The organism is Dactylosporangium sp. CS-047395 (genome assembly GCF_050942185.1).
In the GTDB taxonomy this organism is placed as follows: domain Bacteria; phylum Actinomycetota; class Actinomycetes; order Mycobacteriales; family Micromonosporaceae; genus Dactylosporangium.
On sequence record NZ_CP192015.1, the window covers coordinates 5437751 to 5450190 of the forward strand.

The 12440-nt window shown below is 72.8% G+C and carries 17 protein-coding genes; 4 read left to right on the top strand and 13 right to left on the bottom strand.

What is annotated here, in order from left to right:
* The first annotated feature begins 4 nt into the window (after positions 1 to 4).
* Positions 5 to 412: a hypothetical protein gene (locus tag ACQP00_RS25600; RefSeq protein ID WP_433223234.1), complete on the top strand. Its 408-nt coding sequence runs from the start codon at positions 5 to 7 to the stop codon at positions 410 to 412.
* A gap of 9 nt (positions 413 to 421) precedes the next feature.
* Here ACQP00_RS25600 and ACQP00_RS25605 read toward each other — a convergent pair whose 3' ends face one another.
* Positions 422 to 790, bottom strand: coding sequence for a VOC family protein (locus ACQP00_RS25605; protein ID WP_433223236.1), 369 nt, complete (start codon positions 788 to 790; stop codon positions 422 to 424).
* 63 nt (positions 791 to 853) lie between these two features.
* On the opposite strand from ACQP00_RS25605, the gene ACQP00_RS25610 reads away from it, so the two are divergent.
* From ACQP00_RS25610 to ACQP00_RS25620, 3 genes are read left to right on the top strand one after another with little or no spacing between them, the layout of a single operon-like run.
* Positions 854 to 1303 (top strand): MarR family winged helix-turn-helix transcriptional regulator, encoded by a 450-nt coding sequence (locus ACQP00_RS25610; RefSeq protein WP_433223238.1) that lies wholly within the window; start codon positions 854 to 856, stop codon positions 1301 to 1303.
* Between the two features lie 8 nt (positions 1304 to 1311).
* A complete protein-coding gene (locus ACQP00_RS25615) occupies positions 1312 to 1515 on the top strand; it encodes a hypothetical protein (protein ID WP_433223240.1) in 204 nt (67 codons plus the stop codon).
* Positions 1516 to 1532: 17 nt separating this feature from the next.
* On the top strand, positions 1533 to 1844 hold the full coding sequence (locus tag ACQP00_RS25620) for a nucleotide pyrophosphohydrolase (protein ID WP_433223242.1): 312 nt from the start codon (positions 1533 to 1535) through the stop codon (positions 1842 to 1844).
* 11 nt (positions 1845 to 1855) lie between these two features.
* Here the strand turns inward: ACQP00_RS25620 and ACQP00_RS25625 are convergent, their stop codons facing one another.
* The 12 genes from ACQP00_RS25625 to ACQP00_RS25680 form a co-directional block, all read right to left on the bottom strand.
* Entirely contained in the window at positions 1856 to 1987 is a 132-nt protein-coding gene (locus ACQP00_RS25625) for a hypothetical protein (RefSeq protein WP_433223244.1), read from the bottom strand.
* Positions 1984 to 2490 (bottom strand): GAF domain-containing protein, encoded by a 507-nt coding sequence (locus ACQP00_RS25630; protein WP_433223246.1) that lies wholly within the window; start codon positions 2488 to 2490, stop codon positions 1984 to 1986. Before ACQP00_RS25630 ends, ACQP00_RS25625 begins: the two co-directional genes overlap by 4 nt.
* 71 nt (positions 2491 to 2561) lie before the next feature.
* On the bottom strand, positions 2562 to 3542 hold the full coding sequence (locus ACQP00_RS25635) for an LLM class F420-dependent oxidoreductase (protein WP_433223248.1): 981 nt from the start codon (positions 3540 to 3542) through the stop codon (positions 2562 to 2564).
* A gap of 77 nt (positions 3543 to 3619) precedes the next feature.
* Positions 3620 to 4120: a hemerythrin domain-containing protein gene (locus tag ACQP00_RS25640; protein WP_433223250.1), complete on the bottom strand. Its 501-nt coding sequence runs from the start codon at positions 4118 to 4120 to the stop codon at positions 3620 to 3622.
* 28 nt (positions 4121 to 4148) lie between these two features.
* Positions 4149 to 4658 carry a flavin reductase family protein gene (locus ACQP00_RS25645; RefSeq protein WP_433223252.1) on the bottom strand — a complete coding sequence of 170 codons (510 nt, stop codon included), beginning with the start codon at positions 4656 to 4658 and terminating at the stop codon, positions 4149 to 4151.
* A gap of 58 nt (positions 4659 to 4716) precedes the next feature.
* Positions 4717 to 5976 carry an LLM class flavin-dependent oxidoreductase gene (locus ACQP00_RS25650; protein ID WP_433223254.1) on the bottom strand — a complete coding sequence of 420 codons (1260 nt, stop codon included), beginning with the start codon at positions 5974 to 5976 and terminating at the stop codon, positions 4717 to 4719.
* Complete coding sequence (locus tag ACQP00_RS25655) at positions 5973 to 6776, bottom strand: LLM class flavin-dependent oxidoreductase (protein WP_433223256.1); 804 nt, start codon at positions 6774 to 6776, stop codon at positions 5973 to 5975. Before ACQP00_RS25655 ends, ACQP00_RS25650 begins: the two co-directional genes overlap by 4 nt.
* Complete coding sequence (locus ACQP00_RS25660; protein ID WP_433223258.1) at positions 6773 to 7456, bottom strand: GNAT family N-acetyltransferase; 684 nt, start codon at positions 7454 to 7456, stop codon at positions 6773 to 6775. Before ACQP00_RS25660 ends, ACQP00_RS25655 begins: the two co-directional genes overlap by 4 nt.
* Positions 7453 to 9048, bottom strand: coding sequence for a dipeptide ABC transporter ATP-binding protein (locus tag ACQP00_RS25665; RefSeq protein ID WP_433223260.1), 1596 nt, complete (start codon positions 9046 to 9048; stop codon positions 7453 to 7455). The genes ACQP00_RS25660 and ACQP00_RS25665 overlap by 4 nt, the downstream gene beginning before the upstream one ends.
* 1 nt (position 9049) lies before the next feature.
* Positions 9050 to 9841 carry an ABC transporter permease gene (locus tag ACQP00_RS25670; RefSeq protein WP_433223262.1) on the bottom strand — a complete coding sequence of 264 codons (792 nt, stop codon included), beginning with the start codon at positions 9839 to 9841 and terminating at the stop codon, positions 9050 to 9052.
* 2 nt (positions 9842 to 9843) lie between these two features.
* The gene (locus ACQP00_RS25675; RefSeq protein ID WP_433223264.1) at positions 9844 to 10764 is read right to left on the bottom strand and encodes an ABC transporter permease; all 921 of its coding nucleotides are present in this window, start codon (positions 10762 to 10764) and stop codon (positions 9844 to 9846) included.
* 2 nt (positions 10765 to 10766) lie between these two features.
* Positions 10767 to 12389 (bottom strand): ABC transporter substrate-binding protein, encoded by a 1623-nt coding sequence (locus tag ACQP00_RS25680; protein ID WP_433223265.1) that lies wholly within the window; start codon positions 12387 to 12389, stop codon positions 10767 to 10769.
* Positions 12390 to 12440: the final 51 nt, after the last annotated feature.

Below are 12440 nucleotides of genomic sequence, written 5' to 3' on the forward strand. Positions count from 1 at the left end.
GGTGATGGTCGATGACTGGACGCCTCCGGAGCGCGGGCGGTGCACCTGCACGATCCACCTGGAGCAGCTGCTGACGGTGGTCGTACCGGCGGCGCATCCCGGCCTGCCGGCCATGACCGTCGCCGAGTTGCTGGACTCCGGCGACCTCAAGGCCGATCCGCTCCTACCGGCGACCCGGCATGCGACCGGCGGCGCGTTCCATTGGTCGCTGTGGGTCGGCGACACCGCGCGCGGCCACTACCACGACCGGGCGCCGCTGCGGCTCGACGACGGACTTCGCGAAATGCCGGGAGTCCTGGCCGTGGAGTGGGTCGAGCGGGAGGAGTTCGTCGTCGCCGCGCCGACGCTGTGCAGAAACGGGATGACGGCCGTAATCGCGGCCGTGCTCATCGATCCGCGGGTTCGCCGGTAGCCGCCCAATTCAGGCGCGGTCGTGCAGCGTGATCCGGTAGCCGTCCGGGTCGGCGAAGGTGAAGGTCCGGCCGAACGGGCCGTCGATCGGGTCCGCGACGATGGTGTGGCCGTCGGCGGCCAGGGCGTCGTGAATCGCCTGCACGTCGGTGGCGTGCAGCCAGATCGCGGCGCCGATGCCCGGCTGCGCCACGGAGGTGAGGTCGGTGCCGGGGAGCACGTCGCGGAGCGCGAACGCGATCGGCTTGGTGTCGAACACGACGGCGTGCGGCGGGCCGGCGGGGGAGCGGACGAGGCCGAGGTACCGCTCGTAGAACGCCTGCGACGCGGCCAGGTCGCGGGCCTGCAGCGAGATGAAGTCGGGTCCGGTGACGGGCATGGTGCGCTCCTTCTGGTCGATGTCAGTTAACTGACACAGCCAACCGTATGTCAGAATGCTGACATGAGTCAAGCCGGTGTCGACCTCGACACGTCACTGGGGTACCTGCTGAAAGAGGCATCGAGCGCGCTGCGTGCGGCGATGGAGGAGGTGCTGCGGCCGCTCGGGATGAACGTGACGAAGTACTCGTGCCTGGAACTGCTGGCCCAGCGGCCCGGCCTGTCGAACTCTGACCTGGCCCGGGGTGCGTTCGTGACCCGCCAGTCGATGAACGTGCTGCTGCAGTCGCTGGAGCGGGAGGGCCTCGTGACCCGGCCGGCGGAGGCCCCGGTCGGCAAGGTGCTGCCCACCAGGCTCACGCCCCGCGGCCGGCGCAGCCTCGACAAGGCGACGGTCGCGGTCCGGTCGGTCGAGCTCAGGATGCTGGCCGGCCTGACCGAGGCCGAGCAGGCGACGGCGTTGCGGCTGCTGCGCAGCATGACCCGTGCCCTGCACGCCGGCGACGGGGCATAGTGGTGCCGGTGACGGATGCGGAGCTGATCGCCATCGCGCGGGCCGCCGAGTCGGGCCGCGGCCGCCCGGCGGCACTGGACGCCGAGGTGTGCACGCGCGGGCCGATCGCGGAGGTCCTGCTGAGCGACCCGCGCTACGCCCGCGGCGGCGGCCTCCTGGTCGTCATCGACACCGCGACCGGGATCGTCCTGCGGGTGGTACCGCAGCTGTGAAGCCCTAGGCTGCGGCGATGGACATCGAGGCGTTGCAGGCGCGGGCCCTGGCCATCGCGGAACTGTACGACCGCCACAACATCGCGGCCGGGCGCGGAGCCTGGAGCACCGGGGACCTGGCGCTGGGGTTCGCCGGTGACGTGGGCGACCTGGCCAAGCTGGTGATGGCCGTCGACGGGCGGCGGGAGATCCCCGACGCCCGGGAGCTGCTGGGGCACGAGCTTGCCGACTGCCTGTGGGCGGTGCTCGTCCTGGCCGGCCGGTACGACGTGGACCTGGTCACCGAGTTCGCCCGCATGACGGACGGCATCGAGCAACACCTGGCCTGAACCGATGCCGGTCAGCGCTCGGCGGCGAAGGTGCAGAGGGCCGCGGTGGCGTCGTCGTGGCGTTTCCGGCGGGTCGTGGTGCCGGCGCGGGCGTGTTCGGTCCGGCGGCCCGGGGCCGGCGACGATGCGAACGTGACCTTCACGCGGGAGCGGGGCCCTGCAGCAGGCCGGTGGCGTCGCGGGCCAGGCTGGCCAGGACGCGCAGGTCCGTGGCGGAGAAGGCACCGACGAACTCGTGCAGGACGCACAGCGTGCCGATGGAGCGGCCCAGCGGTAGCGCCAGCGGCACCCCCGCGTAGGAGCGCAACGGGCCGCCGCGCAGCAGCGGGCCGTCGCCGGACGGGTGCGTGCGCAGGTCGTCGATGCGGGTCGGGGCGTTGCCGGTGATGACGGTGTGGCAGGGGAGCCAGTCGGTCGGGACGCCCGCGAGGTCGGCCGGGGTGTCGCCGAGGCCGTGGGTGGCGATCTGGACCGCGGTGCCGCCGACGATGACGTTGATGGCGCTGACCGGCGCGCCGAGGATCTCGGCGGTGTGCCGGGCCAGGGCGGCCAGGCCCGCATGGTCGAGCCGGTCGTAGTTGGTCAGGACCTCGCGCGCGGGAGCCAGCCGCCAGGAGTCGGCCGGGTCGGGGGCGGAGGACGTCATGGGACCAGCGTAGGGACGCGCGGAACCGGGAAGGTGGGCACCCGGGTGCGGCCCGGGTGCCCGGCCTCAGATCACGAGAAGATTTTCCGCAGGCGGTCCAGGAGCGGACCGGCCGCCTCGTCGAGGAAGCGCTGCTGCAGGGCGTCGCCCACCTGGACGAGCGCGATGTCGGTGAAGCCCGCGTCCCGGTACGGACGGACGCTCTCCGCCAGCTCGTCGAGGTCCGGGCCGCAGGCGATGGAGCCGGCCACGTCCTCCTTGCGCACGAACTGGCTCGCGGCCTGGAAGCCGGCCGGGGTCGGCAGGTCGGCGTTGACGAACCAGCCGCCGCCGAACCAGCGGAACTGCTCGTGGGCCAGGTCGATCGCCTGCTGCTTGTCGGGGGCCCAGCAGATCGGGATCTGCCCGATGGCCCGCGACTTCGCCGCGCCCTTCGGGCGCGCGCCGTTCCAGCCCTTGACGAGGTCGCCGTCCGGCTCCACGGCGATGAGGTGGTCGCCGAGCGGGGCGAACCGCTCGACCGACTTGTCGCCGGAGACGGCGAGGCCGATCGGGACCCCGCCCTCGGGGGCGTCCCAGATCCGGGCCGAGTCGACCCGGAAGTAGTCGCCGTCCCAGGTGACCAGGTCGCCGGTGTGCAGTTCGCGGATGATCTGCACGGCCTCCTCCAGCATGTCCTGGCGCTGGGCGACCGGGGGCCAGCCCTCGCCGGTGACGTGCTCGTTGAGGTTCTCCCCGGCGCCGAGGCCGAGGATGAAGCGGCCGTCGGACAGCAGCTGGATGGTCGCCGCCTTCTGGGCCACGACCGCCGGGTGGTACCGCTGGATCGGGCACGTCACGTAGGTCGCCAGCTCGACCCGGCTCGTGGCGTGGGCGACCGCGCCGAGGACCGACCAGGCGTAGGGCGCGTGGCCCTGCTCGGTCAGCCACGGCGAGTAGTGGTCGCTACAGACCTCGAAGTCGAACCCGGCCTCTTCGGCCTGCACGGCATAGCGGACGAGGTCCTTGGGCCCGCTCTGCTCGGTCATCAACGTGTATCCGAAATTCACCACAACGGTCCGGTTCCACGCGAGGCCGAAACCAAACAAGGCCGGCCCGGAAAACCGGACCGGCCCTGCGGAAAAAACCGTTACGCGCGGATGGCGTCGAGCGCCTTCTTCAGCGCGGCGGGCTGGGTGGGCTTCGTCGGCGCGTTCGGCTTGAGCTCCAGCATCCGGGCGCCGATCTCCTGGAGCTGGTTGCGGCCCAGGCCCTCGCGGACCTTCGGGAACCACTCCTGCTCCTCTTCCTCGATGTGGTGCGTCACGTTCTCGATGAGCACGGTGACCTTGGCGTCGAAGTGCTCGTCGTCGGCGTCCATCGTGGAGAGCTCCAGGCACAGCACGTCGGCGACGTGGTGCTCCTCGTACGACTCGAGCACGTCGTCCTCGAGGTCGGGCAGGAGCTTGCGCACCTCGGGGTACATGACCTCGTTCTCGATGTACGTGTGCACGGTCAGCTCACGCAGGATCTGCTCGACGATCTTCGCCTTGGCGGCCGCCGGGCCGTCCTCGGCCGCCTGGAACTGCTTGAATAGCCCCTTGACGGTCTTGTGATCTTCCTTGAGCAGCACAATGGCGTCAGTCGACATCGACTCTCCTTGGCGGGTACGGACCTACTCAAGAGGGCGTACCCGACACGGAGCTGCGCAAACGGCCGAATGTGCTGCGGTGGAAGACCAGCGGCGCGGCATCGGGATCGGCGTCGAGGTCGTGGATGCGCAGGAGCACGATCACGTGGTCGCCGGCCGGCACCTCCTGCTCGATGCTGCAGTCCAGCCAGGCGCACGCCCCGTCGAGCAGGATCTCCCCGTCGCGGCTGGCCCGCCAGGTCGCCCCGGCGAACCGGTCGCCGCCGCGCTGGGCCAGCTGCCGGCCGAGCCGCTCCTGGTCGGCGGCGAGCACGCTGACGCCGAGCCGGCCGGCGCGGCGCAGGATCGGCCAGGTGCTCGACGTCCGCGCGATGCACACCGAGGCCAGCGGCGGGTCCAGCGACACCGACGTGAACGAGCTGGCGGCGAGGCCGGCCGGGACGCCGTCGACGACGGCGGCGATCGCCGTCACGCCGGTCGGGAACGCCCCGAAGACGCGGCGCAGGTCGGTGGGGGAGAGCAATGCGGGAGCGGTCATCGGTTCGGCCCTGCCTTCCGCGGGTGTACCGGTCATGGTGAGTCTAACCTAAGTCCTACTAATCCGATAGGGATAGGTGGCCTCGGAGCGTGGACGCGGTGTAGGCGGTGCGGTACAGGCCGCGCGACTGCAGCTCCGGGACCAGCCGGTCGACCACGTCCTCGACGGTGCCCGGCAGCTGCTGGAGCAGCAGGTTGAAGCCGTCGACCACGCCGTCGTGCAGGTAGCGGCCCCACTCCTCGGCGACCTGGCCCGGCGTGCCGACGAAGCTGTCGTGGCCGGGGCTGACCTCGATGACGAGCTGCCGGATCGAGAGGTTCCGGGCGGCCGCCAGCTCGCGCCAGGACGCGATGCGGGCCAGCTTGCCGGTGCGGAACTCGACCGGCAGCGTGCCGCGGGACGGGTCCAGCTCATGCTCGGTCGGGTCGATGTCCGGCAGCGGCCCGTCCGGGTCGTAGCCGGAGAGATCCTTGCCCCAGAACTGCTCCAGGTATGCGATCGCCCGCGGCCCGGTCGTCTGCTCCTGCTTGATCCAGCGGGCCTTCTCCCGCGCCTCTGACTCGGTGTCGCCGAGCACCACGGAGGCGCCGGGCAGGATGCGCACCGCGTCCGCGGCCCGGCCGTGCGCGGCGAGGCGGCCGCGCAGATCGGCCGCGTATGCGGCCGCCTTCACGTAACTCGTGTTGGCCGAGAACACCACGTCGGCGTGGCGGGCGGCGAGCTCGCGGCCGCCGGGGGAGTCGCCGGCCTGGAACAGCACCGGGCGCGCGGGAATCGCCCCGGTCGCGTCCAGGGTCAGCAGGTCGGTCGCCGCCGTGACCCGCTCGCCGCGCCACAGGGCCTTGGCGGTCTCGACGAACGCGGTGGCCCGCTCGTAGCGACGCTCGTGCGGCAGCCACCCGCCGTGCCGGAAGTTCTCGCCGGTCCAGGCGTTGTCGGTGGTGACGATGTTCCAGCCGGCCCGGCCGCCGGAGACCGCATCGAGGCTCGCGAGCCGGCGGGCCAGGTCGGCCGGGTAGTTGTACGTGGTGTTCTGGGTCGCGACGAGGCCGATGTGGGTCGTCTCGGCGGCCAGGGCGGCCAGCTGCGTGATGGCGTCGGGGCGGCCGGCGACGTCGAGGTCGTAGACGGTGCCGCGGTTCTCCCGCACCCGCAGCCCCTCGCCGAGGAAGAACGCGTCGAACAGCCCGCGTTCGAGGGTCCTGGCGACGTGGACGAACGTGTCGATGTGGGTGTGGTCGGCGAAGTCGGGCCGGGTCCACAGCAGGTTCGGCCCGACGCCGGTGAAGAACACACCCAGATGCAACTGCCGGCTCATGCGGTCCTCCGGGCGAGCGCGAAACGGTTCTCGGGGCGGGGCAGGCCGAGCGTCTCCCGCAGGGTCGGCCCGGCCGCGCGGCGCTGGACGGGCGGCAGGTCGTCGCCGGCGCCGAGCAGGTGCACGCCGTCGAAGCCGGGCGGCACGGCCCGCACGTCGCGCACCGACGCGAACACCAGCGGTGCGCCCGCCGGCCGGCCCTGGGCGGGGTCGGCCAGCACGACGTCGAGCCGATCGGTGATCCCGAGCGCGGCCGGGCCGATGACCACGACCTGGCCCTGCGGCGGGCGGGGCGTGATGAGCGGCCCGACCACCGAGAACCGGGGACTCTCGAAGTGCACGTGGTGCACGCGCGCCGGGTCGAGGAACCGGCCGGTGGCCACGTCCTTGATGACCGCGTCGTCCTCCCACGAGTCCCACAGCCCGCGCGCGACCTCGACGACGTCGGCGACCTCGGCCGGGTCGACGCCGGAACGCCCGACGGTGGCGAGGGCGGCCGGGTCGGTGGTGGCCCCGACGACCCAGCCGGCCCGGCCCAGCGACGCGTGGTCGAGGCTGGCCAGCTGCGTGGCGAGGTGGAACGGCTCGGTCGTGCTGGTGTGCAGCGTCGGGGCGAGGCCGATGCGCGCGGTGCGCCGGGCCAGGAACGCGGCGAGGACGCCGGCCTCCACCCCGCCGCGCAGCGGATCGTCGGGCAGCGTCACGAAGGCGTATCCCGCCTCTTCGGCCGCCCGCACCCGAAGCTCCAGGGTCGCGAGGTCCGGCGCGTCGACCTCGGCGGCGAACAGCAGCCCGGTCACAGCGCCCCCACCGTGACGACCCGGAACGCGGTGGTCCGGCGCAGGACGAAGCCGATCGACTCGTACAACCGGATCGCATTGACGTTCGTAGCCGCCGCGTGCAGCAACGGCTGTTCGCCGCGCTCCCGGATGCCGTGGGCGACCGCGCGCACGAGCCGGGTGGCCAGGCCCTGGCCGCGGAACCCCGGGTCGGTGCACACGGCCGAGATCTCCGTCCACCCGTCCAGGTGCAGCCGTTCCCCGGCCATCGCGACCAGCCGCCCGTCGCGCCGGATGCCCAGATACGTGCCGAGCTCGATGGTCCGCTGCCGGTACGGCCCCGGCCTGGTCCGCCCGATCAGGTCCAGGATCTCCGGTACGTCGTCGGCGGTGAGCACGACCGCCTCCGGCTCCGGGCGGGCCTCGACCCCGGCGTCGACCAGCTGCACGCCGCCGGCGTCCTCGACCACCGCCCAGTGCGACGGGGGCGGCGGCCCGTCGCCGGTGACCGCGATGACGGCGCCCGGCCCGGCCAGCGCGGCCACGTCCGGCCAGACCTCCGGCCCGGCGTCGGGGTGGACGGTCAGGAACGGGGCCACGTCGACCTGGTAGCGCACCGCGTTGCCGACACCCTCGGCGAAGCGCTTGTGCGGCCCGTGCAACGCGTGCCAGGCGGGATTGTCGAGCGGATGCTTCGTCACCGGGCAACCTCTGGTTCCAGGGTCGGCACCGAGGCCAGCAGGGCCCGGGTGTAGTCGTGGGCGGGACGGTGGAAGACGTCGCCGACGGGGCCCTGCTCGACGATGCGGCCGTCGTGCAGGACCAGGACGCGGTCGGCGAGATGGTGCACGACGCCGAGGTCGTGGGAGATGAACAGCAGCGCCGTGCCGTCGGCCGCCTGCAGGTCGGCGAGCAGGTCGAGGACCTGGGCCTGGATGGACACGTCGAGGGCGGAGACCGGCTCGTCGCAGACCAGCACGTCCGGGCGGGGACCGACGGCGCGGGCGATCGCCACCCGCTGCCGCTGCCCGCCGGACAGCTCGCGCGGGTGCCGGCGCAGGTGGGCGGGGCCGAGGCCGACGCGCTCCAGCAGTTCCACGACCCGGTCCCGGCGCTCGTTCCCGCGCAGCGGCAGCGGTTCGGCGACGAGTCGCTCCACGGTGTACCGCGGGTCGAAGGAGCTCAGCGGGTCCTGCGCGATGACCTGGACCCGCGGGCGCAGCGGCCGCCGGTGCCGCTCGCGGACCCCGCTCCAGCGCACGTCGCCGAGGTTGACGGTGCCGGCCTCGGGCTCGACCAGGCCGAGCGCGATGCGGGCGACGGTGGTCTTGCCGGAGCCGGACTCGCCGACGATGCCGAGGGTCTCGCCGCGGCCGAGGGTGAAGCTCACGTCGTCGACGACGTGCCGGGCGCCGTAGTGCTTGTGCAGCCCCTCGGCCCGCAGCACGATCCGCTCCGGCTCCGGGTGGCGCGCCGGCAGCGGCTCCCGTCCGGTGCTGCTCAGCCGCAGGCCCCGGGAGGCGGCGGTGGGCACCGCGGCCAGCAGCAGCCGGGTGTACTCGTGCCGCGGCTCCCGCAGCACCTGCCCGGTCGGACCCTGCTCGACGATCACCCCGTCGTGCATGACCAGCACCCGGTCGGCGAGGGAGGACACGACGGCCAGGTCGTGACTCACCAGCAGCAGCGCCGACCCGCCCGCCCGGCGTTCTTCCAAAAGCCGCAACAGCTGCTCTTGTACCGTCACGTCGAGCGCCGTCGTCGGCTCGTCGGCGATGAGCAGCGGCGGGTCGGCGGCGATGGCCGAGGCGATGAGCGCGCGCTGGCGCAGGCCGCCGGAGAGCTGGTGCGGGTACTGCCGCGCCCGCTCGGCCGGATCGGGCACGTGCACCGCGTCGAGCAGCGCCGTGACCCGCCCGGGGCGCTCGCGGGCGGTGCCGATGCCGTGCACCCGCAGCACCTCGCCGATCTCCTGCCCGACCGTGTTGAGCGGGTCGAGCGAGACCAGGGCGTCCTGCAGCACCAGCCCGGCGATGCGGCCGCGCAGCCGCCGCCAGTCCCGGTCGGTGAACCCGGTCGTGTCGCGCCCGCCGAGGCGCAGCGCGCCGGCCCGCACGTCGGCGGTGGGCCCGGCCAGGCCGACCAGGGTGCGGGCGGTCACGCTCTTGCCCGAGCCGCTCTCGCCGACGAGGGCGACGCACTCGCCCGGCTCGACGGTGAAGCTGATCCCGCGCACGGCGTGCACCGGCCCGGGGAAGGTGACGCGGAGGTCCTCGACCTCGACGAGCGGCGCCATGTCAGTGCCTGCCTTCGAACCAGCGCTGCAGCCGCCGGCCGAGGGCGGTGAGCGAGATGACGGTGAGGGTCAGCGTGGCGCCCGGCAGGATCGCCGACCACCAGGCCACCCGCAGGTAGTTGCGGCTCTCCGAGAGCATCGCGCCCCACTCCGGGGTCGGCGGCTGCGGTCCCATGCCGAGGAACGACAGCGCCGAGGCGTTCACGATCGCCGTGCCGAGGCCGATGGTGGCCAGGATCGGCAGCGGCCCGAGGACGTTGGGCAGGATGTGCCGGGCCGCCAGCCGTACCCGCGAAATCCCGAACGTCACCGCCTGCTCGACGTATCCGGAACGCCGCACGAGCAGCGTCTGGGCCCGCACGATCCGGCCGTAGCGGGGCGCGAACGCGAGCGCGATGGCCAGCACCAGGCTGGGCGTGCCGGGTTCGGTGAACGCGATGAACAGCAGCGCCAGCAGCACCTCCGGGAAGGCCGACAGCACGTCGAGGCCGCGGCTGAGGATCTCGTCGACCCGCTGCGGGGCGAGCCCGGCGAGCAACCCGGCGAGCCCGCCGGCCACGACCGACAGCAGCGTCGCGGTGGCGCCGATGGCCAGGGAGTACCGCGCGCCGTACACGGTGCGGGTGAAGACGTCCCGGCCCAGCTGGTCGGTGCCGAACCAGTGCCCGAGGCCCGGCGGCTGCAGGGCGGCGAGCGGGTTCGCGGCGAGTGGGTCGGCCCCGGTGAACAGGTGAGGTACGGCCGCGGCCAACAGGAGCAGGGCGGGAATCCAGGCCCAGCGCAGGAACGCCATGTTCAGCTCCGCCGCAGCCTGGGGTCGACGACAAGATAGGTCAGGTCGGCCGCGGTGCTCAGGGCGACGTAGATGGCGGCGGAGAGCATCACCACGGCCAGGACGACCGGGATGTCCTTGGCACTGACCGCGTCGGTGGCGACCTGGCCCAGGCCCGGCCGGCCGAACACCCGCTCGACGACGACGGCCGCGCTGAGCAGGAAGCCGATCAGCGTGCCGGCCAGGGTGACGGCGGGCAGCAGGGCGTGGCGCAACGCGTGCCGCCACAGCAGCGCCTGCCGGGTCAGCCCGCGCGACCGGGCGGTCACCGCGAACGGCTCGTCCAGGGCCCGTTCGAGGCCCTCCCGGATGACCTGGCTGAGCAGGCCGCCGATGGGCAGCGCCAGGGCGAGGGCGGGCAGGACGAGCGCGGACAGGTCGCGGTCGCCGGAGACCGGGAACCAGCCGAGCCGGAACGAGAACACGCTCAGCAGCAGGATGCCGATGAGGAAGCCCGGCGCGGAGACCAGCGACAGCTCCAGGGTGGAGGTCAGGCCGCGGATCCAGCGGGCCCGCCCGGTGCTCACCAGGGCCAGGCCGACCGCGATGACGACGCTGAACGCCGACGCGGCCAGGGTCAACTTCACCGTCGGCCAGACCTGGCTGCCGATGATGTCCAGGACCGGGCGCTGCAGCACGTACGAGCGGCCGAAGTCGCCGTGCAGCAGCCGCCACAGGTAGTCGACGTACTGGACGACCGCCGGCCGGTCCAGGCCTAGGTCGGCCGCGATCTGGGCGCGGATCTGCGGGGTGTCCGGGCCGTCGCCGACGAGCGTGTCGACGGTGTCGCCGGGCGCCAGGTGCAGCGCCAGGTAGGCGGCGGTGGCGGCGGCCCAGAGGACCACCGCCCCGCTGCCGAGGCGCCGGAGTACGGCTCGCCACATGGCTACTTGCCGATCCAGACGTTGTAGGCGCTGCCGGGCACGCCCGCGGTCGGCTCGAAGCCGAGGCCGCCGATCTTCTTCTGGGCCGCGAGCTGGTCGGCCGGGGCGTAGAGCGGCAGCAGCGTCGCGTTGTCGGTCAGTTCGCGCTGGATGCCGGTGTAGATCTCCTTGCGCTTGGCCTGGTCGGCCGTGGCCGCCCCCGCCGCGACCTGCGCGTCGAGCTCCGGGCTGGTGAACCCGTGCCGGTTGATCGGGGCGCCCTTGGGCACGATCAGGGTGAGCGCGGCGCCGGCGTCGGTGTCGGCCCGGGAGTTGTCGAAGACCTCGAACTCGTTCTTGGCCAGGGCGTCGTTCGCGGTGCCCTGGTCGACCACCTTGACCTGCAGGTCGATGCCGGCCGACTGCTTCACCGCGGCCTGCACGGCCTGGGCCAGGATGTCGCGCTTGTCGCGCACGAACGGCGCCGAGAGCACGATGCGCACGGTGAGCCGCCTGCCGTCCTTGGTCCGGAACCCCTCGGCGTCCTTCGTCGCCCAGCCGGCCTCGTCGAGCAGCTTGTTCGCCTCCGCCGGGTTGTTGCCGTAGGTCTTCTCCAGCGACGGGTCGTAGTACGGGCCGGACGGGCTGAGGATGCTCCAGGCGCGGGTGGCGGTGCCGCGGTACACGCCCTGCAGCACGCCGTCGACGTCCACCGCGTCGCGGAAGGCCTTGCGCACCTTGATGTCGTCGAACGGCGCGCGGGTCTGGTTGAAGTAGTAGTTGTACGCCGTGCCGCTGTTGAGGTGCTGCGCGAACTGCAGGTTCGGGTCGGCCTTGACCAGGCCCTGCTCGGTCGCGGGGACGCCCTCGATGACGTCGACCTGGCCGGAGGTCAGCGCGCCGACGCGCACCGAGGACTCCTTGAGGAACCGGTACGTGAGCTCGTCGAGGTAGGCCGCGCCCTGGTGACCCGCGTTCGCCGGCGCCCAGTTGTAGTTCGGGTTCTTCTTGTAGTGCACCTCCTGGCCCTTGCTGTAGCGGTCGAGGATGAACGGCCCGGTGCCGGCCACGTCCGGGCCGCCGGCCTTGAGGTCGGGGCTCTTGAGCGACTTCGGCGAGATCTGCGCGCCCTGCGGCGAGGCGAAGAAGTCCAGGATCTGCACGTCGGGCTGCTTGAGGTCGACCTCGATGGTGTACGGGTCGACGACCTTCGCCGCCGCGTAGTTCTTCAGCTGGGTCGAGGTCACGCCGGGGGCGTAGCCGGGGACGAACAGCTGGTCGAGGTTGGCCTTCACGACCGCGGCGTCGAACTTGTCGCCGTCGGTGAACGTGACGTCGTCGCGCAGCTTGAAGGTGTACTGCCGGCCGTCGGCGGAGGCCTCGTAGGACTTGGCCAGCCAGGGCAGGTAGCCGCCCTTGTCGTCGTGCGTGAGCAGCGCCTCGAAGCTGTTCCAGACCAGCAGACGGGCCTTGGCCTGGGCGTACTGGTGCGGGTTGAAGGTGACCGGCTCGGTCTCCACGGCCCAGGTGAGGCGGCCGCCGGCGACGGGCGCACCGGCGGCCGCCCCGGGATCGCCGGCCGCGGTCCCACCGCAGCCGGCCGCCAGCAGGGTCACGGCGGCCAGGGACAGCAAGTATCTACGCATAGCGATGCCTCGATCGGAGAGTGGCGAATCCCGGTGCGGGGAAACCGAATC